Annotated in this window: 21 protein-coding genes; 8 read left to right on the forward strand and 13 right to left on the reverse strand. The window is 57.7% G+C overall.

Annotated features, from left to right (window positions below; all coding sequences use genetic code 11):
• Positions 1 to 312: 312 nt before the first annotated feature.
• The 9 genes from MWU49_RS01295 to MWU49_RS01335 all read right to left on the reverse strand — a co-directional run bounded on the left by MWU49_RS01295 (position 313) and on the right by MWU49_RS01335 (position 9,606).
• Positions 313 to 1,284 (reverse strand): TonB family protein, encoded by a 972-nt coding sequence (locus MWU49_RS01295; RefSeq protein ID WP_246967104.1) that lies wholly within the window; start codon positions 1,282 to 1,284, stop codon positions 313 to 315.
• Complete coding sequence (locus tag MWU49_RS01300) at positions 1,281 to 1,781, reverse strand: biopolymer transporter ExbD (RefSeq protein WP_246967105.1); 501 nt, start codon at positions 1,779 to 1,781, stop codon at positions 1,281 to 1,283. Before MWU49_RS01300 ends, MWU49_RS01295 begins: the two co-directional genes overlap by 4 nt.
• A complete protein-coding gene (locus MWU49_RS01305) occupies positions 1,778 to 2,308 on the reverse strand; it encodes a biopolymer transporter ExbD (protein WP_246967107.1) in 531 nt (176 codons plus the stop codon). Before MWU49_RS01305 ends, MWU49_RS01300 begins: the two co-directional genes overlap by 4 nt.
• A gap of 41 nt (positions 2,309 to 2,349) precedes the next feature.
• Complete coding sequence (locus MWU49_RS01310; protein WP_246967108.1) at positions 2,350 to 3,036, reverse strand: MotA/TolQ/ExbB proton channel family protein; 687 nt, start codon at positions 3,034 to 3,036, stop codon at positions 2,350 to 2,352.
• 152 nt (positions 3,037 to 3,188) lie between these two features.
• Entirely contained in the window at positions 3,189 to 3,485 is a 297-nt protein-coding gene (locus MWU49_RS01315; RefSeq protein ID WP_246967110.1) for a hypothetical protein, read from the reverse strand.
• Positions 3,485 to 4,249 (reverse strand): tetratricopeptide repeat protein, encoded by a 765-nt coding sequence (locus tag MWU49_RS01320; protein WP_246967112.1) that lies wholly within the window; start codon positions 4,247 to 4,249, stop codon positions 3,485 to 3,487. The genes MWU49_RS01315 and MWU49_RS01320 overlap by 1 nt, the downstream gene beginning before the upstream one ends.
• Positions 4,230 to 7,178, reverse strand: coding sequence for a tetratricopeptide repeat protein (locus MWU49_RS01325; protein WP_246967114.1), 2,949 nt, complete (start codon positions 7,176 to 7,178; stop codon positions 4,230 to 4,232). The genes MWU49_RS01320 and MWU49_RS01325 overlap by 20 nt, the downstream gene beginning before the upstream one ends.
• Positions 7,175 to 9,091 (reverse strand): tetratricopeptide repeat protein, encoded by a 1,917-nt coding sequence (locus tag MWU49_RS01330; RefSeq protein ID WP_246967116.1) that lies wholly within the window; start codon positions 9,089 to 9,091, stop codon positions 7,175 to 7,177. Before MWU49_RS01330 ends, MWU49_RS01325 begins: the two co-directional genes overlap by 4 nt.
• Complete coding sequence (locus MWU49_RS01335; RefSeq protein WP_246967118.1) at positions 9,088 to 9,606, reverse strand: hypothetical protein; 519 nt, start codon at positions 9,604 to 9,606, stop codon at positions 9,088 to 9,090. Before MWU49_RS01335 ends, MWU49_RS01330 begins: the two co-directional genes overlap by 4 nt.
• A gap of 169 nt (positions 9,607 to 9,775) precedes the next feature.
• Here MWU49_RS01335 and MWU49_RS01340 point away from each other — a divergent pair, with 169 nt between their 5' ends.
• Together MWU49_RS01340 and MWU49_RS01345 are read left to right on the forward strand one after the other, a co-directional pair.
• Positions 9,776 to 10,630 (forward strand): fructosamine kinase family protein, encoded by an 855-nt coding sequence (locus MWU49_RS01340; RefSeq protein WP_246967120.1) that lies wholly within the window; start codon positions 9,776 to 9,778, stop codon positions 10,628 to 10,630.
• Positions 10,631 to 10,649: 19 nt separating this feature from the next.
• The gene (locus MWU49_RS01345; protein ID WP_246967122.1) at positions 10,650 to 11,765 is read left to right on the forward strand and encodes a 4-phosphoerythronate dehydrogenase; all 1,116 of its coding nucleotides are present in this window, start codon (positions 10,650 to 10,652) and stop codon (positions 11,763 to 11,765) included.
• On the opposite strand, the gene MWU49_RS01350 is transcribed toward MWU49_RS01345, so the two are convergent.
• Positions 11,740 to 11,922, reverse strand: coding sequence for a PA1571 family protein (locus MWU49_RS01350; protein WP_246967124.1), 183 nt, complete (start codon positions 11,920 to 11,922; stop codon positions 11,740 to 11,742). The genes MWU49_RS01345 and MWU49_RS01350 overlap by 26 nt on opposite strands.
• 92 nt (positions 11,923 to 12,014) lie before the next feature.
• Here MWU49_RS01350 and MWU49_RS01355 point away from each other — a divergent pair, with 92 nt between their 5' ends.
• Complete coding sequence (locus tag MWU49_RS01355) at positions 12,015 to 13,157, forward strand: ATP-NAD kinase family protein (protein WP_246967126.1); 1,143 nt, start codon at positions 12,015 to 12,017, stop codon at positions 13,155 to 13,157.
• A gap of 130 nt (positions 13,158 to 13,287) precedes the next feature.
• On the opposite strand, the gene htpX is transcribed toward MWU49_RS01355, so the two are convergent.
• The gene (gene htpX / locus MWU49_RS01360) at positions 13,288 to 14,178 is read right to left on the reverse strand and encodes a protease HtpX (RefSeq protein ID WP_246967128.1); all 891 of its coding nucleotides are present in this window, start codon (positions 14,176 to 14,178) and stop codon (positions 13,288 to 13,290) included.
• A 109-nt stretch (positions 14,179 to 14,287) separates the two neighbouring features.
• On the opposite strand from htpX, the gene MWU49_RS01365 reads away from it, so the two are divergent.
• Positions 14,288 to 15,220, forward strand: a complete 933-nt coding sequence (locus MWU49_RS01365; protein WP_246967130.1) for a class I SAM-dependent methyltransferase — start codon at positions 14,288 to 14,290, stop codon at positions 15,218 to 15,220.
• Positions 15,221 to 15,317: 97 nt separating this feature from the next.
• Here MWU49_RS01365 and MWU49_RS01370 read toward each other — a convergent pair whose 3' ends face one another.
• Both MWU49_RS01370 and MWU49_RS01375 read right to left on the reverse strand, forming a co-directional pair.
• Positions 15,318 to 15,827, reverse strand: coding sequence for a hypothetical protein (locus MWU49_RS01370; RefSeq protein WP_246967131.1), 510 nt, complete (start codon positions 15,825 to 15,827; stop codon positions 15,318 to 15,320).
• Between the two features lie 45 nt (positions 15,828 to 15,872).
• Positions 15,873 to 17,102, reverse strand: coding sequence for a pyridoxal phosphate-dependent aminotransferase (locus tag MWU49_RS01375; RefSeq protein ID WP_246967132.1), 1,230 nt, complete (start codon positions 17,100 to 17,102; stop codon positions 15,873 to 15,875).
• A gap of 143 nt (positions 17,103 to 17,245) precedes the next feature.
• On the opposite strand from MWU49_RS01375, the gene MWU49_RS01380 reads away from it, so the two are divergent.
• The 4 genes from MWU49_RS01380 to hyi all read left to right on the forward strand — a co-directional run bounded on the left by MWU49_RS01380 (position 17,246) and on the right by hyi (position 21,826).
• Positions 17,246 to 17,914 (forward strand): DNA-3-methyladenine glycosylase I, encoded by a 669-nt coding sequence (locus tag MWU49_RS01380; RefSeq protein ID WP_246967133.1) that lies wholly within the window; start codon positions 17,246 to 17,248, stop codon positions 17,912 to 17,914.
• A gap of 182 nt (positions 17,915 to 18,096) precedes the next feature.
• Positions 18,097 to 20,010 (forward strand): cytochrome c/FTR1 family iron permease, encoded by a 1,914-nt coding sequence (locus MWU49_RS01385; protein ID WP_246967135.1) that lies wholly within the window; start codon positions 18,097 to 18,099, stop codon positions 20,008 to 20,010.
• Positions 20,011 to 20,150: 140 nt separating this feature from the next.
• Positions 20,151 to 21,053: an NAD(P)-dependent oxidoreductase gene (locus MWU49_RS01390; protein ID WP_246968048.1), complete on the forward strand. Its 903-nt coding sequence runs from the start codon at positions 20,151 to 20,153 to the stop codon at positions 21,051 to 21,053.
• Positions 21,053 to 21,826, forward strand: a complete 774-nt coding sequence (gene hyi, locus MWU49_RS01395; RefSeq protein ID WP_246967137.1) for a hydroxypyruvate isomerase — start codon at positions 21,053 to 21,055, stop codon at positions 21,824 to 21,826. The genes MWU49_RS01390 and hyi overlap by 1 nt, the downstream gene beginning before the upstream one ends.
• Positions 21,827 to 21,835: the final 9 nt, after the last annotated feature.

Raw genomic sequence — 21,835 nt, forward strand, 5'->3', positions numbered from 1 at the left:
ATCCCGTATTCCGGCGTTTCTACGAAGCTGCTGTAGGAACTTGCCTGCAAGCGATCCGAGCCTAGGCAAGGTAAGGATTCCAGAAGCGAGTTTCGAGCAACGAGTTTCGAAAAGCGAATCAGGCAGTATGCCGTTTCATGGGGTTCGAAACTCGCTTCTCGCAACTCGAAACTCGAAACTGTTTTCCGCTCGTATCGTCTGCAGGCAGACTCCCACCGTGCGGTTCCGGATTTGCGTGCCGCGTGTGGCAGCCGCAGAGCGGCCAAAAAAAACGCCCCGAAGGGCGTTTTTTGTTTTCTTTCCGACGCTGGATCAGTTCGGGAAGAAGTTCAGTTTGTAGTCGCCTTTCCAGGTTTCCACATTCATGGCGCCGAAGTTCATGCCCTTGGCGATCAGCAGGATTCGCCGTTCCAGCTTGTCGTCGCCGAGCTGGCTGGACTTGATCTTGGCATCGGTCACTTCCCCGCTCGGCGCGATCACCAGTGACAGCACCACCGTACCTTGCAGGGCCGGGTTACTGCGCAGCGCACGCTGATACTGGCTGTTGAACTTGCCGGCATAGCGATCGAAGACACGACGTAGCTGCTCCTGGGTGCGGCGGCTCTTGCCGTCACTACCCTTACGTGTCGTACTGGCTGCCTGGCCGGAAGAGGCAATCTTGCTGTCTACCTGACCACCACCAACGGTACCGGAGGACAGGGTGCCGCCACCGCCGCCGCCACTGGAAGCCTTGGCGACAGCAACACCGCCTGAACCAGCACTGGCGCGCTTGCCGATCAGGTCACGTTCAGCCTTGGCTTCACTGCTGCCACCGGTGCGAAGCTCGTTGCCAGTAGCAACCAGCGGGCCGATATCATCCAGTCCAGCAAGGGAATCACCGAGATCTTCCTCCAGTTTTGCCTTGGCAGTAGCCCGGGCTTCCTCCCGCCGTTCAGGCGTAGGTTCCGGACGTGGCTCAGGCTTGGGTTCCGGTTTCGGCTCCTCAGGCTTGGGCTCTTCCTTTGGCTTCTCTTCCTCAGGCTCCGGCTCCGGTTCAGGCTCGGGGGGAGGTGGCTCCTTCTTCTTCTCGAGCACCATCTGTGCCAGCCGGTCAGGAATTTTCTGTTGTTCCCGGCGGTCAGGCTTTTCGATAGTGACGGACTCCACCACAAACATCAGCAACAGACAAAGAATCAGGAATACAATCACAAACCCGTAGAGGCGGCGGTCTTCCCCTTCCTGCTTATCCCAGGGCAGGGTGCCGTCGATCAGGATGCGCAGTTTCTTTTTATTCTCCTGCGTCATTCGCTTTCCTCCTCTGCCACTTTCAGCACAGCGAAGGACACCTTGGTGTATGGAGTTTCCATACAACTACGCATCAGCTTCTTGATCACCACATAAGGCACATCCCGGTCAGCAAGAATCATGATTTCACGATCTTCTTCCGGATCGACGACCAGTGCCTGGGAGGCACGGAACTTCAGTTCCTCAATGATGGCCTCTACCGTGCGTTCTTCCTGCTTCTGTACCGCTTCTGTGCTGGCAATACGCTGCCCCTCGATGATGATATCGGTGGGGCTGATCTGAATGGTCAGCACTTCGCTGGGCAACTCCTGTGCCACGGATTCGGGCAACTGGATATCCTTGTTGTCCGGTAACTTGGCGGCGTTGTTGTTGTTCACCAGCAGGAAGATCAGCAGGATGGTGAAAATGTCCATCAACGAAGTCAGGTTCAGCGCTGCAACTGTCTTGTGCTTGCCGTGATGGCGTGCCATGCGGCGGGCGCGGGGGGATTTCTTCACGCGTCACCTCCGTTGTTGGCGGCCTTGTCAGCGGGCGCTGAGCCGATGTTGATGTTCGGGAACAGTTCTTTCTTGATGTTCTGTCCGTTGATTTTTGTGTTGTAGAGACGCACCACATCCATGGTCTTGATCATGACCCGGTAGGGGGTGTCATCTTCACACAGCAGGGTCACCGCTGTTTCCGAGGGGAACTTCTGCTTCAGGTCGATCAGAAAGTCGTGAAGCGCGGCACTGTCGTGCTCTTCGCCATTGTTTTTCACGATTTTCAGGACTGCACTGGTATTGCGATCCACCACTTCATAGCGGTTTTCATAGATCAGCACTTCCAGTATCAGCTTGTCTTTCTTGTCGTCTTCCGAGGGGGTGCTGCTGTCACTAATGGCCGGCAGGTTCAGCTGCAGGATGGATACCTGAGCGAACACGGCATTAATCAGCAGGAATGGAATCAGCACTACCATCAAATTGAGGAAGGCAGTGATGTTCAGTTCCGCCTCGGTGTCGTGCGAACGTCGTCTGCGAAATCGCATACCAGATCCTTACACCAGGTTGGCGAATACAAGAAGTCGGCTTACTCGCCGTCGCTCTTGCGCTCAGATACCTGGCGGAAGACATTCACGAATTTCACCGAGGCCATTTCCATGCTGTCTACCATCTTGCCAGTCATGGAGTTGATGAAGGCAAACGCCAAGAGCATCGGGATAGCGGCAATCAGACCAAAAGCGGTGGTGTTCATCGCCACGGAAATGGAAGCGGAAAGCAGGTCGGCTTTTTGCGCGGGGTCGGCACTGGCTACTGCGGTAAAGGCGCTGATCAGACCAAGAATGGTACCGAGCAGACCCAGCAGGGTGGCGATGTTGGCAAAAGTCGCGATGTAGGGGGTACGGGTCTCCAGACGCGGAATCACTTCCATCAGGCCTTCTTCCATGGCCAGTTCGATATCATCGTGACGCTTGGCGGTCTTGGCGCGTTCCAAACCATAGCCAATGATTTTTGCCATGCCGGTGTTGCTGGCGCTGACTACGTCCAGTGCCTGACGGAACTGCCCTTTGCTGATCAGCGGATAAACATCCTTCCAGGTTTTCTGGTTACGTGCCTTGGTGGCCTGCAGGTAGATGATACGCTCCAGTGACAGTGCCAGACCCAGGGCCAGAACGATCAGAATGGGATACATGAAAAAGCCGCCATCCTGAATGAACGAGATGGTGGTATCGACGACACCTGCACTCTGAGCGGCAGCGGTGGCAGTGGTGGGCATGGACTTCTCCTGCGGTGTTCTAGGTTTGTGTTGTTGTATGGCCGGCAGCCGTGGTGTTGGCCGCCGGATTCCCCAAAGGGTCAATTTTTATCAGAAAAAAAGGGTGCACGCACTAAATGAAACAGGCATGACAACTGGGCAGCATGACTGATTCAGTCAAGAAACAGCCCTTCATCGTCCGGTGTGCTGGTAAGCAGCTGGTGGTACTCGATTTCCCGCATCAGGACTTCCTGGTCGAGAGGCTCAAGTACCCGGTCCAGCAGTGAAGAGGTCGGGTCCTTCTTCTCAAGCTTTACTTCACGGTCTTTCCAGGGCACCACGTTCAGCACCGTGGGCGCTTCCTGGGTACCAATTACGTTGGTGCTGCCTGTCCCTTCATTACCCTCGGCGGCATAGGTTCCGCTGGTGAAGGCCAGTAGCAGGATGCTTGCAAGAATCCGGGAACGCATTAGTTCACACCTCCTGTGTCATCACCATCGGCGTTGCCTGCCACAGGTTGGCTGGCTGCGTCAGGTGCGCGGTTTTCAAGATCGACAATCCAGTTGGCCACATTGCTGTCGGCCTGTTTCTGCAGATTCTGATAGGCGCGGAAATGGGTCAGTGCCAGGTTCAGATCCTGCAGATAAAGTTCGCCCAGAACAGCCAGATTGAAATGGGCGCGGGCATATTTCGGGTCCAGAGTCAGGGCCTGTTGATAGTGGCTTCGAGCCTCATCGAATTTGCCCTGTTCCCGCAGTGCCAGTCCCAGGCCATTATGGGCATAGGGGTTGGCATCATTAACGGCCAGACATTTGCGAAAAGCCTGTTCGGCTTCCGGGAATTTTTCCTGCTCCATACGGATCAGGGCCACATTCAGCCAGGGGCCGGACAACTGCGGATAGCGCTCAGCCAGGGACTGGAACATCACCAGCGCCTGCTGGGTATTGCCCGCCATGCGAGTCTGCAGGGCGCGGGCGTATTCCTCCATGGCCTGTTGGGCTACTTTTTCCGCTTCCTCTGTATGAGGCACGGGGGGGATATGGATTGCATCGCTGTCCGCAGCGGCCCCGCCGGCTTTCTGTCCCTCATAGCGGCTGGTGTGACCCTCCGGGCCACCTTCCAGGCCACTGCCACTGTTGGTGGCACAACCTGTCATGAACAGCGCAAGGCTCAGGGACAGGGGGGCCAGCCAGGCCTGCGGGCGGCGGCGTGTATCAGTAAATGATGTCCACATGGCTCTCAACCTGTTCAAATTTGGCGTAACGGCCGGGAATCAACTCGGCCAGGGCGCCGAAGCTCTTTTTTACCCACTGGTCATAGATGTCATCGGTGACCAGGTCGGCGTTGGCAATCAGAATATCGATGGCCTGATCCTCGTAGGGCAGGGCTTTGTCCTCGAGCAGCATGGTGTACTCTTCGAGCTCAAGTTCATCAAGGCCTGGTGGCCGCTCCGAGGCAATCAGATCCTTGGCCAGCACCCGATACATTTCGCCAATCTTGTAGTTGGCCGCGGTGGCGAACTCGGCCACACCGATATCCGCAACGGCCTGGTAATCCGCCAGCGCGGCTTTCATGACCGTGGTTTTCTCCGCCAGCGAGGTTTTCAGTGGCTGCGCCAACTGAATGCTGTTGAAAGTCTGGAAGTTCGGTTCGGCCAGGGTAAAGCTGGCGTAAGCTGCCAGCCATGCCACCCGGTCGCTGGCGCCGTTTCCGGCTTCGCGGTAACTGGCTACCAGCTGTTTCAGCCAGAAGGTTTCCTGCTCCTGGTTGCCGGTCTTGCGATTGAGTTCAACCAGACGGAACTGGGCTTCGGAGCGGAAATCGTAAGGCTGTGGCCACTCCTGCAGATACTGCTGGTAGATGGCGATGGAGGCAGCCGGTTGTTCTGCCCGGTCCTGCATTTCTGCGGCTTTCCACAAGGCCTGACGAGACAACTCATCGTCTTCCCCCTTGTAATTGGCAGCGATAAGCGCCAGCTCGCCGGCGGCCGCGCTGTAATTGCCTTGCTCTTCGTAGGCTACGGCCAGTTTGTCAGGAATGGTCTCGGTGAGTGGATCATCCGGGTAACGCGTACGGAAAGCCTCCAGTACCGGGATGGCTTCGGCGCCCCGACTCTGATTGATGTAAAGCGTTGCCGCATCGAACTCGGCGTTCTTGCGAACGGCGGCTTCCGGTACGGTCTGGCCAACACGCAGGAAGGTCGCTGCGGCCAGATCGACATTGCCCGCGGTCTGTGCCGCCTCGGCCTGACGGTAGATGCTCACAGCCAGTTTCTCACGGTATTCGGCACGTTCTGCTGCGGGCATTTCCAGCGCCAGCAGCTTGCCATAGGCGAACTCGGCCACCGGGTAGTTGGCCAGATCGAATTCACCGTTGGCAATGGTAGACCAGCCATAGCGAAGCAGTTCGTTGGAAGGCGCGGGCTCCCGGTTAACAAGAATGCCGGCAGTTTTCACCGCGCCGGGAATATCGTTGAGTGCCAGCTGATCTTCCGCAGTATTCCTGAGTACATTGGGGACCTCGGGATGCTGCGGGAAGGTGGCACCGAATTTCTGCGAACTGGCAATCTTCTGCGTGCGCCACTGGGAGGATTCCTCTGCGCTCAGTTTGTCATCGTTGAGAATCTTCTGATAGGAAACCAGGGCCGCATAGGCAGCCTCAGGGGCTTTGGCATAATTCGGGTGGCTATAGGCGGTGCGCTCAAATTCGGCGACGGAGGTGTTGTAATCCTGTGCCGCAAATAGCACCTGAGCATACCGATGGTTGACCTCGCCGCGGTTTTCACTGGCGGGCGGAGTATCAAGATACTGCTTGTACCAGCTGGCCGGGATCAGGTATTCAGCCGGTTCACCGGATTTCTGCGCGAGCACATGATGGTATTCGGCCAGATCCAGAATGTGGCCTTTCAACAGGGCTACATACTGCTCACGAATATCCGGATGGCGCTGCCAGTATTCGCTGGAAACGCCGTAACGCTGCACAAACTTTTCCTTGGCGGGCAGCACCAGAGTAGGGAATCCCCCTTCCTGGTAGGACTCGATTTGCAGGCTGGAGAATTCCGGGGCCTGCTCAGAGTCGGGGTACACGGTGACAAACATGTCAAAGGTTTCTGCTGCGTCCCGGAAGCGCTCCTGACTTAGATAGACATTACCCAGGGTGCGGTAGATGTCCGGTTCATAATCTCGTGCGCCATTTTTGGCAAACCATTTGCGGACCGATTTGGCACCATCCTGGTTGGAAAAGGCCAGACCGGTGACCCTTTGGGTGTCGCGGAACAGCTTGTTTTCCATGCTGGTGTCATTGTCCAGCTCGGCATGGCCCTGCAGGGTGTCAAGCAAGGTAAAGAAACTGCCCAGTGCCAGGTTGTAATCACCCAGCTTGTAGTGGCTCCAGCCCTGCTTGTAGAGGGCCTGATTATAGAATTCATTCCCCTCACCGCGGCGGATGACATCCGCATAGGCCTGTTCGGCGTATTCATAATCGCCATCGGAGAACAGCATTTCTGCGCGACGGAACTGGGCTTCCAGTGCCCATTCACTGTTGGGATATTGCTCTACCAGGGCATCAAGGCTTTGCTGTGCCTTTTCCAGATCCCCGTCCATGGCGTAGGCCTTGGACAACAGGTAATACGCTTCGGCCCGCTCTGTGGGATCGTTGGTATTGCCGAGCAGCTCTTCGTAAAGGCTGATGGCGGTGGTGTAGTCCACGTTTTCATCGGCGATGGTGGGCGCCATGTAGCCGGCCTGATCGAGCAGGGCCAGTTTGCGTTCGGTGTCACCGGTGCTCTTCACTTGGTCCATGGTGTTTTCATACACCATTTGGTCCACTTCGCGCTCGATGCGATCGTTGTCGTCCTGCATGGACGCCATCTCCTGCTCGGTAGCAGAAGAGAGGGCGAGGTCGGCCATGCGGCGAAGGGTCTTGGCGCGGCGTTCGGGGTCGTCGAACAGCTCCGCCGCCTGACGATAGCTGCTCAAGGCATCCTGGGTGGTGGCATTGTCGAGCTGTTGCTCCTCAATGACGATATCCGTGCTCTCCAGGTCTGCCAGCGTGGTGCCGCCGAACTGGGCCTGTTGATCCAGGGTGCCACTGGGTGGGGCGCTGGCACAGCCGCTGATAGCAATAACGGCAGCGGCGAGACTGTGCAGGCGAAAACGGTTCACGATCCGGTCCTCTGTTTGGTATCGCTGGTGACGGAGGTGTCCTGCAGGCGAGCGACGGCGAGATGGGCTTCCGCCAACTGGTCCGCCAGTTTCTTCTGGTTGGCTCGCAGCAGGGCCAGTGCATCTGCCTGCATACTTTGTTCCAACGCTGCCAGAGTGTCTTCAGACATCCTTTTTATCTCATCAATCCTTGATTGCTGTTGTGCCAGTCGCTGGCCCAGATCATCGCGGGTGCGCAAGGTGGCATCGCGGATCTGCAGACTCACCGCGGCAACCCGCTCCGCCAGGATACGGCTCTCTTCTTCCAGTTCTGTTGCAGCCTGTATCTGTTTTTCGCGCTGTTCCATCGACTGGTGGGCAATATCCCAAAGTAACAGGCCCCGAACACGGCGCAGTCGCAGCGCATTGGCGTGGTTGGAGCCAGGCAGGGTGCCAAATTGCCGGCTCAGGGAGTCCACTTTCTTCCACATGATCGCCTGACCGGCGTTGGCCACGTCCCCGGGACTGCTCATATCGACATAGTCTGGAATGTTCATACCCAGCTTGTCACTGGCCAGCATCAACGCTTCCTGTTGCTTTTGGTGAATCCCAATCTGTTGACGCACCTTGGGCAGGTGCTGGCCAAGGCCCCGTTGCTGTATCTGGTAGCTCTCCATCAGCGCCGGCAAGGAGCGCTCCCAGTGTTCCACCATGGATTTGATCTGGTGTATCTGCCGGTAGTTCTGGAACCGCTGGGCAAAGGTATTGCTGGAGAACAGCTTGTAGAGATAGGACAGCTGGCCGCCCTGGGCGAGGGTATCGGTGTTGGCCGGCAGGAAACCGGTTTCGTTGACATCATCCGGCAGCAGATTGTCTGCCCATCCCCGTTGGCCGATGTTCTCGATGGCGCGCTGGATGTCCTTGAGGGCTTCCCGGTACTGGGTGGCAGCATATTTGTACCCTGCAAGTGCCTGGGGCATACCCCCCAGTTCTTCGTAAGCCCGAGGGGCCAGCATCAGCGCTTCCTGCACGGAAGGGTGGCTGCTGTTGCGGTTTACTGCTTCCAGCCAAAGGGGCAGGGCGCGTTTGATGGCTCCCGCCCGGTAATTGGTCAGTCCCAGGGCCAGCAGGGCATCCTCAGAGAAAGGGCCATCACTGCGAACCTGACGCAGGGAGGACTGGGCTCCGGCCAGTTCGCCGCTGCGCAGCTGGGTCAACCCGGCGGCCAGGGCTGCACGGTCGCGAAGCGCCAGTGCCTGGCCAGAGCTGGCGGAGAGAGGAAGCAGTGAGTTGAGCAGTGCCAGGCCATCCTTCTCATGGCCGCCACGAATCAGGGCCACGCCCATATTGTAGGTGGCGTAGCGGCCTTCATCGGTTTCCACCGGCACGCCATGCAGATAGTCCAGAGCGCCGCTGAAATCCCCCTCGGCCATGAGGATATTGGCAAGCATTAGCTTGCGGCGAGCTTCCTCTTCGGGTTCCAGACCATCGACTTTCTTGTCGTCGAGAATCATGGCGGCTTCGGTCAGGTTGCCCTCGCGGTAATGCAGGGCTGCCTTGTGCAGCCAGGTCTGGGCGCGGGTATGACTGAGGATGTCTTTCTTGAGCAGTCGGTTGAAGATGGTTTCCGCGCTGTCCGGCAGGCCGTATGTCACGTAAAGGTCGCCCAGCAGCAGCTCGGCGTAGTCGGTATCGTCATCAAACAGGGATTGTTGCTGGTTCACCAGCAACAGGTTGATGGCGTCAAAGGTGGCGTGGCGATAAAAGTCATACATGACTTCGCCAAAGGCGAGATATCGATGCTGCTCAAGGCTGAGCTCGGCAGGGCCGGTATCGATTTCGTCAAAGAATTCGACCTTGGCAGCCTGGGCCGTGGCGCAGGTACCGGCAACACAGGCCGCCAACAGCCACTGTTTCAGCTGTCCACGCTTCATTGTTGATTCCATTCACGGAATTCAAACTTGTGCTGGTGGTTGTTGAGGTCGTCGACTACCTGCATTTCCAGCATTTTCTTGCCGGCACCCTTGGTAAAAGAGTAGCTGGTGGTTTTCTGGTAATCCTTGCCCTGGGGATCGTAGCCGGTGATGGTGGCTTCCAGCTGATGGCGGCCGCTGGTCAAGTTGCCAGTGTAAAGGCGCTGGATGCCGCCCTTGGTGAGGGCTTCGAATTCCTGGTCAGTGTAAAAGTGGTAGCCCACATGCTCGCCATCAATGGTGAGATTGATGTCCACCAGTCGGATTGGTGTGCCCACATCCACGGAAACGAAAATACTGGTTTGCGGTGTGGCATAGAGGAGCTCGCGCTCGAGCAGGGTCAGGTCACGGTTCAGATCCAGGGCCTGGTTCTTGAGCTGGCGAATCTGCTCGGAGAGGCCGTCGTCGCTGGCGGCACTAACCGGCGAGTACAGAGCCAGAAACAGGGCGCTGCACAAGGAGAAGAGAGCTTTCATGGGCTTGCGATCGCTATTTTGTTGTTATTCGCCGGTATCCGGCAGTTGCACTAGTTGTAATTCAGAAGAATGGCTTAAATCAAGGCCGAAGCGCCTTCAATATTGACCCTGAAGGCAATTTTCCCGGCCGGCGGTGTCAATAATTGGCATAGGCAGAGAGGCGCAGAGCATGGAAATACAACACATCATCACCCAGGCGCTATCAGAAATCGGTATTACCGGGCCTTTTCAGTACAAGCTGAGTTCGGGAGGAGATACGGCATTTTCCGTTGATTTGGCCACTAAATCGGGACATTTGTTTGCCAAGTTCCACCCGGATATTGATCTTTTGCTTGCAGAATCCGTCGGGCTTGGGGCCATGTCCCGATACGTTCGTGTTCCACAGGTTGAATACTGTGGAGCAATCAACGATGTCGGGGTGCTGATTCTGGAGGGGCTGTCTATCCGGCGGCCAGTCACAGAGCAGGACTGGCAAAAAATGGCGGCCAGCCTGGCTGCACTTCATGCTGACAGTTGTCGCCAGAGTTATTTTGGCTTTGAAAGCGATAATTACATTGGCAGTACCCCGCAGCAGAACACGCCGCAAACGTCATGGCGTGAATTTTGCGCACTCCATCGGCTTGAACCGCAGCTGGCCATGGCCGTGGGGCTTCCGGCAGCCCTGAAGTCCGATATCGAACAGGTGATCTCCCGTATTGCTGAATGGTTGCCCGAACCTTCTGCGTCCGCGCTGCTGCATGGCGACCTCTGGAGCGGCAACCTCGGGCTGCATCAGGATGCTGCCGTTTTTTTCGATCCCGCCTGTTACTATGGCGACCCTCAGGTGGATCTGGCGATGATGACCCTGTTCGGGAGCGTCCCGGACGGCTTTTATCTGGCGTATCAGGGGCGTCTGCCAAGTGGTTCAGAACGCCGTGCCTGGCAGGTTTATCATCTGTACCATCTTCTCAACCATTTCAATCTGTTTGGTGCCAGCTACGCCGATTCGGTGAGCCGGGTAACCCGTCAATTGCTGCAGGACTGAACCGGAGACATGTTTCGCCATGAAGATCATTGCTGATGCCAATATGCCGGGGCTGGATGTCTTTGCACCCCACGGAGAGGTAATCAGGGTAGACGGGCGTCAGATTGGCCCGGAGACGGTGGCTGACGCGGAGGTGCTGCTAGTACGTTCGGTTACCCGGGTGGACGAACGTCTGCTTGCGGATAGCCCGGTCCGCTTTGTGGGTTCCGCCACCATTGGCACCGATCATGTTGACCTGAAATGGCTGCAACAGAGCGGACGTCATTTTGCCCATGCGCCGGGCTGCAATGCCCGCGCGGTGGCCGAGTATGTGCTGCAAGCGTTGCTGCTGGTGAGCCAGGGGCAGGGCAGGCGCGCTGCGGATCTTTCCGTGGGTGTTGTCGGCATGGGCAATGTTGGGAGTCGGGTTGCGCGCTGGTTGTCGGCGCTTGGTCTGGAGGTGAAAGCCTGTGATCCACCGTTGGCCGCCCGGGGGCAGACCGCTGCGTTTTCTCTGGAGCCTCTGTCAGCAATGCTGGAGTGCGACGTGCTGACACTGCATGTTCCACTGACAGACAGCGGTCCCTGGCCCACCCGGCACATGCTCGATGCGAATCGACTGGCGGCCATGGGGCGGGGGCGAATCCTGATTAATACCTGTCGTGGCCCGGTGGTCGACAATGCCGCGCTGGCGTTACTGCTCGATAAAGGGCAGGGGCCCGCCACCGTGCTGGATGTCTGGGAACATGAACCGCTGGTGCCGGCGTCATTACTGGCATTGGTGGAACAGGGCAGCCCGCATATCGCCGGATACAGCGTGCAGGGCAAGGAGAATGGCACAGGTATGGTATACCAGGCGTTCTGCCAGTGGCTTGGAGTGGCGGCGAGTGAGGTGTCGTCAGAGGCAGACCTGCCGGTGCTGACAAAGAATGTGGAAAGTGAAGCTGAACTGTTGGCCCTGCTGCAGGAAGCCTACTGCTTGCCTGATGACTGCCGTCGTCTCAAAGCCAGCCTGGATGATGCAGACCCGGGCAGAGCCTTTGACCAACTGAGAAAGCAATATCCGCTTCGACAAGAAATGCATCGCTGGCATTGGCAGGGCCATGCCAGCGATTCACTTGCCCCTATTCTCAGCGAGCTTTTTGCTCCGGCGTAGCTTTTGCCTTGCGGGGCAGGGGGTAACTCCAGTCACGGGCCAGGTTCTCACAGGCGTGCTGGATCATGGCCTCGGTGATGGGAACTTCACGGCCCTGGTCGTCAATGATGGCACCGCCGTTGAATTGCGGGTGTTGCTGCTGGCTGTGTACGTTCATGGCTGAAGCCCCTCGACTGGTTCACAATACCCATGGTTGCCTGACACCACGGTGTCAGCAACGTCATTTTTGTTTCTGGATATGACCCTTTTATGAAAGATCCGCAAGTCCTTGTTATTGGTGTTCTGGTCAACCCTTTCGCGGGTATTGGCGGCAGTGTTGCCTTGAAAGGCAGTGATGGCGAGACCACCCGTGATGAGGCTTTGCGTCGCGGCGCGACCCCCCAGGCGCCACGACGAATGACAAGAGCCCTGTCCTCCCTGGCCACCAGGAACAATATCCGGGTACTGACCTGGGGCGGGGCCATGGGCGAGCAAAGCTGTATGGAAGCAGGACTGCCCTGTCAGGTGGTGGGTGAATCACCCATGCCGAGTGGACCGGATGACACCTGTGATGCAGCGAAACAACTGCAGCAAGCCGGAGCGGAATTGCTGCTGTTTGCCGGTGGTGATGGCACGGCGCGGGACCTGGTCGACGCGGTTGGGACATCCATGCCGGTGCTTGGCGTGCCTGCTGGATGCAAAATGCATTCAGCTGTGTATGCGGTCAATCCGGAAGCGGCCGGCAGCCTGCTGGCCGAACTGGCGGAGGGAAAGTTGGTGGCCCTGCAGCAGGCGGAGGTCCGTGATATCGATGAGGACGCCTTTCGTCAGGGGGTGGTGAGAGCCCGCCACTACGGTGAATTGCAGGTCCCCGCCGAGGCTCGCTACCTGCAACAGGTCAAATGTGGCGGTCGAGAGGTCGAAGACCTGGTGGTAACCGAGGTAGCAGCGTGGGTGGCCGACTCCATGGAGGAGGACACCTGGTACCTGATGGGTTCCGGTTCCACCGTGGCAGTGGTCATGGATCAGTTGGGGCTGGAGAACACCCTGCTTGGCGTGGATGCCGTCTATAACCACGAGGTGGTGGCAACGGATCTTGGTGCCCGGCAATTGCTGGAGCTGATCGGCGACCAGCCGGCCCGGGCAGTGATCACGGTGATCGGTGGGCAGGGACATCTGTTCGGCCGCGGCAACCAGCAATTCAGTCCGGAATTGATCCGGCGCCTGGGCAAGGACAGCATCCAGATACTGGCTACCCGAACCAAGATCAATACTCTGGAGGGCAGGCCGTTGTTGGTGGATAGCGGTGATGCGGAGCTGGATCAGGCATTGTGCGGTTTGTGGCCGGTGATCACCGGGTATGAGGATCAGATTTTGTATCGGGTGGCGACGGATGGATCAGTTAACAGTTAACAGTGAATAGTGAACAGTGAACAGCTTCGCGGTCCGGGGCGTCATGGAATTAAACCTAAGAGGCCGCGCCCATAGTCTGGGCGCGGCCTCTCAGGTTTCTGTTAACAGCAAACCCGGCGTGCGTCGCTGTTCACTGCTTCTGCAGGGCGCGGATGCGGTCGTCCAGGGGCGGATGGGACGCGAACATGGCTTTCATGCCTTGCTTGAAGCCGGAGTTGATGCCAAAGGCTACCAGGGTGTCGGGCATCTGGTTAGGGACTTCGTATTCCGCTTTCAGGCGTTGCAGGGCGGCAATCATGCTGTTGCGATCCGCCAGGGTGGCGCCGGCTTCGTCGGCACGATACTCACGGAAACGGGAGAACCACATGACGATGGCACTGGCGGCGATGCCGAAAATAATCTCCGCCACAATCACCACAATGTAATAACCAAAGCCAAGGCCGCCGGAGCCGTCATCGCGACGCAGGAAGCTGTCCACCACGTAGCCCACCACACGGGCAGCAAAGATCACGAAGGTATTCACTACGCCCTGGATCAGGCTCAGGGTAACCATATCGCCATTGGCCACATGGCCAATTTCATGGGCCAATACGGCACGGGCTTCTTCCGGACGGAAACGCTGCAACAGGCCCTCTGACACGGCCACCAGGGCATCATTTCGGTTCCAGCCGGTGGCAAAGGCGTTGGATTGCTGGGCCGGGAAGATGCCCACTTCCGGCATCTTGATACCCGCCTTGTCAGACAGCTCCTTGACCGTCTCCAGCAGCCAGCGCTCGCCTTGGGTGGTGGGTTGATCAATGATCCTGACCCGGGCTGACCATTTGGCCATGGGCTTGGAAATAAACAGGGAGACCAGTGAGCCGGCAAAGCCAAACACTGCACTGAATATCAGCAGGCTGGTGAGATCCAGTCCGCCACCGCTGTTGGCGAAATAGGTGTTCACCCCAAGCAGACTCAGGGTGATGCTGGCCACGACAATCACGGCCAGGTTGGTCAGCAGATAAAGCGCGATGCGCATCATCGTCGGTGTTCTCCATTGATTACGAGGTTCAGATAATGGGGGCAGGGCGCTCGTGCACAAGGTATGCGATACTTCGCACCCTTCTGTTGGCCCAATTGAACTGTACCCTATGCCTGCCTCCCGTCTTTCAGACCTGCTTGGTGACTTTCTGGTTCCCGGAGAGCCCTCGAAAATTCGTTATTTTCATGGTCGGGGTAAAACCGTCCCGGAACTGGAATGGCTCACCGTGGACCGCTTTGCCCCGGTGCTGGTGGCAACGGTATTCCGTGAGCAATCTGCGGAAATGATGATGGCTCTGCGCAACAGTCTGCAGAATCAGCTGCAGCTGCTGGATTGCACGGTGCTGGTTATCCAGCACCGCTATGACGGCAAGGCCGATAACGAGTTGGTGTGTGGCGAACTGCCTGAGCTTCCTGTTGCGGATGAAGACGGACTTCGTTACAAGCTGGATTTCCAGCGAGGTCAGAACCTGGGGTTCTTCGCTGATATGGCCGAAGGGCGGCGCTGGATTCGTGAGCGCGCCGAAGGCAAGAAGGTGCTCAACCTGTTCAGTTTCACCTGCAGCTTTTCCGTCGCTGCCCTGGCGGGTGGCGCCCAGTCGGTAGTGAATATCGATCTGTCCGATGCTGCTCTTACGCTAGGCAAACAGAACCACGCACTCAATGGTTTTCAGGATGCCAAGGTGCATTATCTGCCGCATAACATCTTTCGCAGCTGGAAAAAGCTGCACAGCCTGGGGCGTTACGACATCATCGTGATTGATCCACCCAGTGCCCAGAAGGGCAGCTTCATGGTGGAGAAGGACTACCCCAAGGTGCTGCGCAAGCTGCACAAGTTGCTTGCCCCGGAAGCAGAGATTCTCGCCTGCGTGAATGCCCCCTGGCTGGACTACGACTGGCTGGAGCAGTGCGTGGCAGACAATCTGCCCGGTGCGGAGAAGGTGTCACGTCTGCCCGGCGCGGCAGGCTTTGACGAGGCCGGGGAGCCGGCCCTGAAGACCATCCATTATCGCTACACCCGTCCTGAAGAACTGGATAACTGAAGAATAGTTTCCAGTTACGAGTTACGAGTTGCGAAAATCAAGACCAGGATGGGTTTTCAGGTTTTCGAAACTCGCTACTCGAAACTCGTTGCTGATTTTATAACCATTCCTCATCGCTTTCCGGATTCTCCGGTTTGATCAGATTCGAGAACTCTTCCGCGGGGACCGGTTGCGGCTGCCGTGACAGCAGGTAACGCACCACGGCGGTGGTGCGCACGGAATCCTGGGCGCGGATGGCCTGCATGAATTGCTCGGCCAGGGTGGCCTTTTCATGTTGTACCGTGGCGGGGAGTTGCGGGTCGGTGCTGTCCAGTCGCAAGTCACTGAGTGCGGTGAGCAGTACAAACGCCTTGTTGGTCAGCACCGCCTGTTCCAGGCCCTCGTGAAAGATGGTGGCCTGATAGCGAATGAAACCTTCTTCTGCAAGCCAGATCATGGCGCCGAGGCAGGCCATGTGGCGACTGCTGTGCAGGCCCACATCATCCACTTCGGTAGGGCCGATAATGTCCTCCACATACAACGCCCCGGGGCGGGGGAATTGCATGTAGGCCTGCATCAGGATGCGGGCTACGTCATGGCTGAAATCGTCGATGTGGAGATGGGACATAGAATCAGTTAACAGTTAACAGTGAAAAGTTAACAGCGAAAAACGCTATTTTTTTCGTGCCCGGTCCAGATACCTGGCGATGCGGCCGATGGAATCTTCCAGGTCGTCCACTCTTGGCAGGAATACCACCCGGAAGTGATCCGGCTCAGGCCAGTTGAACGCGGTGCCCTGGACGATCAATACCTTTTCTTCGCGCAGCAGATCCAGGGCGAAGGCTTCGTCGTCTTCGAACGGGAACACCTTGGGGTCCAGTTTCGGGAACAGGTAAAGAGCAGATTTGGGTTTGACGCAGCTGACCCCGGGGATAGAGTCCAGCATTTCCCAGGCCAGATCCCGTTGCCGGCCCAGGCGCCCGGTGGGCAGCACCAGATCATTGATGCTCTGGTAGCCACCCAGTGCAGTTTGAATGGCATGCTGGCTGGGCACATTGGCGCACAGTCGCATGCTGGCCAGCATGTCCAGGCCTTCGATATAGCTCTCGGCACGATGCTTGGCACCGGAAATGACCATCCAGCCTGCACGGAAACCCGCTGCGCGGTAGTTTTTGGACAAGCCGTTGAAGGTGATGAACAGGACATCATCGGCCATGGAGGCGATGGATGTGTGCTCCTCGCCGTCATAGAGAATCTTGTCGTAGATCTCGTCGGCGAACACGATCAGGTTGTTTTCCCGGGCAATCTGCAGCAATTCCTGCAGCATTGCCGGCTCATAGTTGGCGCCGGTAGGGTTGTTCGGGTTGATGATCACCAGTGCCTTGGTGTTCTTGCTGACCTTGGCGCGAATATCTTCCAGGGAGGGTTGCCAGTCCTGTTGCTCGTCGCACAGGTAATGGATCGGGGTGCCGCCAGACAGCCGTACGGAGGCTGTCCACAGAGGGTAATCCGGGGCGGGCAGCAGCACTTCGTCGCCGGGATTGAGCAGCGCCTGCATGGCCATGACAATCAGCTCGGAGACGCCGTTGCCGATGATCACATCGTCCACCGTCACGCCTTCAATACCCTTGGTCTGGGTATATTGCATGACCGCCTTGCGTGCCGGGAAAAGGCCTTTGGAGTGACAGTAGCCCGTTGACTCGGGCAGGTTGGCAATAACGTCCTGAAGCAGTTCTTCCGGCGCATCGAAACCAAACGGGGCAGGGTTGCCAATATTCAGCTTGATGACACGATGCCCTTCGTCTTCCAGGCGATGCGCTTCACGCAGCACCGGGCCGCGGATGTCATAGCAGACACCCTTGAGTTTGTCAGACTTGTTGACGTGGTATTGATCGCTGCTCATGCGCTTCCCGTTATTGCTGAAAGTGGGCCAAACAGCGATTCTACATCGCTGCTAAAATACTGTATACGCGGCGTCAGGGTTTGATCCATCCGTTAGGGACAGATCACACCGCCCGCAGGGGAAATGGGAAAATGGAGTAAACGATGACCCCCTTCAAGGATCTTCTGGCCCTGGCCGTGAACCGCAAGGGCAGCCTGAAAGTGGTAAAGCAGCAACTGCCCGGGGTGGCTGATGCGGCCACCTTGAAAAGCCGGGATGATGCCTGGTACCTGTCGGTGATGACCCGCCGCATTTTCAGGGCCGGTCTGAAGCATTCCCTGGTGGACAGCAAGTGGTCGGCCTTTGAAGACGCCTTCTTCGGTTTCGATCCTGAAAAGCTGGTACTGATGCCAGATACCATGCTGGACGAGCGGATGCAGGACACACGTCTGATTCGTCACTGGGGGAAGATGAAAGCCATCCGCCATAACGCGCAGTTTGTGCTGGATCTGGCCGAGGAATACGGCAGTGTCGGGGAATGGCTGGCTGGTTGGCCCGCTGACGATACGGTAGGCATGTGGATGTTGCTCAAGAAGCGGGGCAAGCAGTTGGGAGGCAATTCCGGAGCCGCTTTTCTGCGCATGACCGGACGTGACACCTGGTACCCCACCCATGATGTGGTGGCGGCGCTAAAGGCGCAAAATCTGATCGACAAGGCGCCGGCAAGCCAGCGTGACCAGCGCGCAGCCCAACAGGCATTCAATGCCTGGCAGCAGGAGAGTGGCTGGCCCCAGGCCCATATCAGCAAGGTGCTGGCGTTTACTGTCGGGTGATAGCCCGGTTGATCATTTGGCAGGGCTTGCTGGCCGTCTTGCTGGCTGTAAAGGAGCTGCAAATCCCCGTGCTGGAAACAAAAACCCGCACAAGCCTTGCTCTGGATCAATGTTCCTTGTTGCTGGTAATCGCCATATAAATGATAATGAGTCGCTTTTACCAATTTCCTGTGGGATTTCTCATGTCATTCATTCAGATGCCGGGGCGCCTTTTTTCCGTCCTGCTTGTATTTATCTGTTTCTTCCAGCCCGCCTTTGCCAATGATCAGACCGCGCTTGTCCAGCTGGTCGAATACGTTGGCGCGGATTACATCAACGCTGTCGCTGATGGTGAAGTCGTCAGTGACGCTGAATATGCCGAAATGGCCGAGTTTTCGACGCTGCTTGCTGAAGGGGTGGCGGCCCTGCCTGAGGCAGAGGGCAAGGCCACACTGCAAGCTCAGGCCAATGCGCTGCAGCAGGCGGTAGCCCGACAGGCAGACGAACAGCAGATCAAGTCTCTTGCCCAATCCATTCGTGGGTCTCTTGTGTCGGTTTATGGCATACCGGTTGCCCCCAAGCAGGCGCCGGACATGAGCCGTGCTGCCAACCTGTATCAGACCAATTGTGCGGCCTGTCATGGTGTCACTGGGCAGGGGGACGGGCCTGCCGGTTTGGCGATGGAGCCTGCACCCACGGATTTTACCGACGTATCACGCTACGACGGCCGCTCCCTGCTGGGACTTTTCACTACCATTTCCCAGGGGGTGGAAGGCACCGGCATGGCGGCTTATGAAGGTCAGTTAAGCGATGAACAGCGCTGGGACCTGGCCTTCTATGTGGGCAGCAAGGCAGTGATGCCCTCGGTGGCCGAATCAGGCCGCAGTGCTTTCAACACCATCCCGGGTATGAAAAAGGCACTATCGCTGGATGCGCTGGTGGCCAAGGCCCCGGAAGATGTTTTCGATAGTCAGGGGGCAGAAGCCTATGCAGCCATGGGCTACTTGCGTACCCATCCCCAGGCTGTGTTCAACAAGAACCGCTTTATTGCTCTCAGCCATGACAAGCTGAACGAAGCCGATCAGGCCTACCAGCAGGGGGACAAGTCTGGGGCCAAGGCGGCAGCGTTGTCTGCCTACCTGGACGGTTACGAAATGATCGAACAGCAGGTGGCGGCGGTGGACCCGGAACTGATGCGGTTGGCGGAATCACGCTTCATGGCCGTGCGGGAAGGGATTGAACGCGATCGCAGTACTGACCAGGTAAGCCGTCATATTGCTGAGGCCCATGACACTCTGGGACTGGTGGCGTCGGCACTGGCCGGCGACGGCCTGAGCCCCGTGGCTACGCTTTCTGCCAGCTTCTTCATTCTTTTCAGGGAAGGACTGGAAGCCCTTTTGGTGGTGGCTGCACTGCTTACCTTTACCCGCAAGGCCAATGCCTCCCGGGCCACCCGGCATATTCATGTTGGCTGGATAACCGCGCTGGTGGCAGGAGGGCTGACTTGGTACGTGGCCAGTACCATGGTGACCTTCAGTGGTGCTTCCCGGGAAACCACCGAAGGTGTGGCCGGTATCATTGCCGCGCTAATCCTGTTCTACGTTGGCTTCTGGATGCACAGCAACAGCAACAGCCAGAAGTGGCTCGGTTATATTCGTAACAAGGTGGATGATGCCCTCGGCAACGGCACCGTCTGGGCCCTGACGTTTGTGTCGTTCATTTCCGTTTACCGGGAAATTTTTGAGACCGTGCTGTTCTATCAGGCTCTTTGGAGTCAGGTCACACCGCTGACAAAGCCGTATCTGTTCTACGGGATTGCCTCTGCGGTGGCGGCGCTGGCGGTGGTGTGCGTAATGTTCTTCCGCATCGGCATGAAGCTTCCGCTGAGTCTGTTCTTCCGTAGCACCAGTATTGTGCTGCTGGTCCTGTCGGTGATTCTGCTTGGCAAGGGCATTGCTGCGTTGCAGGAAGCGGGCCTGATCAGTGCCTTCTACCTGAATGTGCCGACCATCGACTGGTTGGGGCTACACCCGACCATTCAGGGAGTGCTGGCACAGGTCGTGGCCGTCGCGTTGGGTGTCTTCCTCTGGTTACGGGGCCGGCAACAGGCAGCGTGACAGGCTGATGCCTGTCTGAGCGGGTGAGATAGTCCGGCGTTTCAGGGATAATCCCTGCCCATACGGCAGGATCGCGGCTGCGGTCCTGCCGTTTTTGCTTTTGCCTGCTGTTTTGTTCGGGATAAGTTGCCATGTCTTCGATTCGATCTATTGGTTTTCTCGGTGTTGGCTTGATGGGGGCACCCATGGTGTCGCGTCTGCTCGATGCCGGCTTCGATCTCACATTGTGGAACCGGACTGCCGGAAAAGCAGAGCACTTTGCCGACCGTGTACGTATTGCCGGATCCGCAGCCGATGCTGTGGCCGATGCCGATGTGGTGATCACCATGCTGGAAAACGGTGAGGTGGTCGATCAGGTGCTTTACCGCAGTGGTGCGATCCGGCAGCTCAAGCAGGGGGCGCTGGTGATCGATATGAGCTCCATCGAACCCGGCCGTGCCCGGGAGCATGGCGTGGTGGTCGCGAAACAGGGCGGCAGCTATCTTGACGCACCCGTCTCCGGTGGGACGCGGGGAGCCGAGGCGGGTAGTTTGTCGATCATGGCCGGTGGGGAGGATGATGCCTTTGCGCGAGCCATGCCGGTGTTTCAGGCCATGGGGCGTGCCACCTCGATCGGCCCGGTTGGCAGTGGGCAACTGGCAAAACTGGCCAATCAGGCCATTGTCGGCATTACCATCGGCGCCGTCTCCGAGGCACTTTTGTTGGCGGCCAAAGGAGGCGCGCGTCCGGAGAAGGTTCGCGAGGCCCTGCTCGGCGGCTTTGCCGGCAGCAAGATCCTCGAACAACACGGTGAGCGTATGCTGCAGCGCAACTTCCAGCCCGGCGCACCGTCACGTATCCAGCTCAAGGACTTGCGCATGATCCTGGATGAAGCCCGCACAGAAGGGCTAAGCCTGCCCCTGAGCCAGCGGGTGTTCGAGGAATACCGTGCGTTGCTGGCCAGTGGCCATGGAGAAGTGGACCACAGTGGCCTGTTGCTGGAACTGGAAAGGCTCAATGGCGTCAGACTGGATAACGCTGCAGTCACGGACAAGGATTCCTGATGCCTCGCTTTGCTGCCAACCTCACCATGCTGTTCACTGAACTGCCGTTTCTGGAGCGTTTCGCCGCTGCCGCCAACGCCGGTTTTCGCGGCGTTGAGTATCTGTTTCCCTATGCGTGGCCCGTCGATCAGTTGGCAGAGCAACTAAAGACTCACCAGCTGGAACAGGTGCTGTTCAATTTGCCTCCGGGCGATTGGGAGCGGGGTGAGCGGGGTATTGCCTGTCTGCCGGATCGCGTTGAAGAATTCCGGGAAGGGGTCTTTGAGGCCCTGGATTATGCTCGCCGGTTGAAATGCCAGCGCATCAACTGTCTTGCTGGACTCAAGCCGGATGGACTGCCAGATGAAGTGGCTTTTGACACCCTGGTAGAGAACCTGCGTTTTGCTGCGGATCTGCTGGCAGCAGAAGGGATCACCCTGACGCTGGAGGCGATCAACTCGAAGGTGGATATGCCGGGTTTCTTCCTGGATTGTTCGGGTATTGCCGTGGCAGCTATCGAGGCGGCGGGGCGGGACAATCTACGTCTGCAATACGATATTTATCACATGCAGATCATGGAAGGGGATCTGTGCCGTTCCCTTTCGCAATTATGTTCCCATATAGGGCATATCCAGTTTGCCGATAATCCGGGTCGCCATGAGCCGGGGACGGGGGAAATCTGCTTTGAGCACCTGTTTCGCCATATAGACAGTCTTCCCTACGACGGTTGGGTCAGTGCGGAATACCATCCGCAAACAGATACGGCATCCAGCCTGGGCTGGTTTGGCCAGTAATTCATTCAA

The sequence above is a fragment of the Alcanivorax sp. S6407 genome, from assembly GCF_023016115.1.
In the GTDB taxonomy this organism is placed as follows: Bacteria; Pseudomonadota; Gammaproteobacteria; order Pseudomonadales; family Alcanivoracaceae; genus Alcanivorax.

Excerpts from the sequence above, each read along its gene's own strand:
- MWU49_RS01335 (WP_246967118.1), bottom strand. The coding sequence starts at position 9,606 with ATGAAAGCTCTCTTCTCCTTGTGCAGCGCCCTGTTTCTGGCTCTGTAC.
- MWU49_RS01320 (WP_246967112.1), bottom strand. The coding sequence starts at position 4,249 with ATGTGGACATCATTTACTGATACACGCCGCCGCCCGCAGGCCTGGCTG.
- MWU49_RS01355 (WP_246967126.1), top strand. The coding sequence starts at position 12,015 with ATGAAAGATCCGCAAGTCCTTGTTATTGGTGTTCTGGTCAACCCTTTC.
- hyi (WP_246967137.1), top strand. The coding sequence starts at position 21,053 with ATGCCTCGCTTTGCTGCCAACCTCACCATGCTGTTCACTGAACTGCCG.
- MWU49_RS01370 (WP_246967131.1), bottom strand. The coding sequence starts at position 15,827 with ATGTCCCATCTCCACATCGACGATTTCAGCCATGACGTAGCCCGCATC.
- MWU49_RS01375 (WP_246967132.1), bottom strand. The coding sequence starts at position 17,102 with ATGAGCAGCGATCAATACCACGTCAACAAGTCTGACAAACTCAAGGGT.
- MWU49_RS01365 (WP_246967130.1), top strand. The coding sequence starts at position 14,288 with ATGCCTGCCTCCCGTCTTTCAGACCTGCTTGGTGACTTTCTGGTTCCC.
- MWU49_RS01295 (WP_246967104.1), bottom strand. The coding sequence starts at position 1,284 with ATGACGCAGGAGAATAAAAAGAAACTGCGCATCCTGATCGACGGCACC.
- MWU49_RS01385 (WP_246967135.1), top strand. The coding sequence starts at position 18,097 with ATGTCATTCATTCAGATGCCGGGGCGCCTTTTTTCCGTCCTGCTTGTA.
- MWU49_RS01380 (WP_246967133.1), top strand. The coding sequence starts at position 17,246 with ATGACCCCCTTCAAGGATCTTCTGGCCCTGGCCGTGAACCGCAAGGGC.
- MWU49_RS01310 (WP_246967108.1), bottom strand. The coding sequence starts at position 3,036 with ATGCCCACCACTGCCACCGCTGCCGCTCAGAGTGCAGGTGTCGTCGAT.
- MWU49_RS01315 (WP_246967110.1), bottom strand. The coding sequence starts at position 3,485 with ATGCGTTCCCGGATTCTTGCAAGCATCCTGCTACTGGCCTTCACCAGC.
- MWU49_RS01330 (WP_246967116.1), bottom strand. The coding sequence starts at position 9,091 with ATGAAGCGTGGACAGCTGAAACAGTGGCTGTTGGCGGCCTGTGTTGCC.
- MWU49_RS01345 (WP_246967122.1), top strand. The coding sequence starts at position 10,650 with ATGAAGATCATTGCTGATGCCAATATGCCGGGGCTGGATGTCTTTGCA.
- htpX (WP_246967128.1), bottom strand. The coding sequence starts at position 14,178 with ATGATGCGCATCGCGCTTTATCTGCTGACCAACCTGGCCGTGATTGTC.
- MWU49_RS01340 (WP_246967120.1), top strand. The coding sequence starts at position 9,776 with ATGGAAATACAACACATCATCACCCAGGCGCTATCAGAAATCGGTATT.
- MWU49_RS01350 (WP_246967124.1), bottom strand. The coding sequence starts at position 11,922 with ATGAACGTACACAGCCAGCAGCAACACCCGCAATTCAACGGCGGTGCC.
- MWU49_RS01305 (WP_246967107.1), bottom strand. The coding sequence starts at position 2,308 with ATGCGATTTCGCAGACGACGTTCGCACGACACCGAGGCGGAACTGAAC.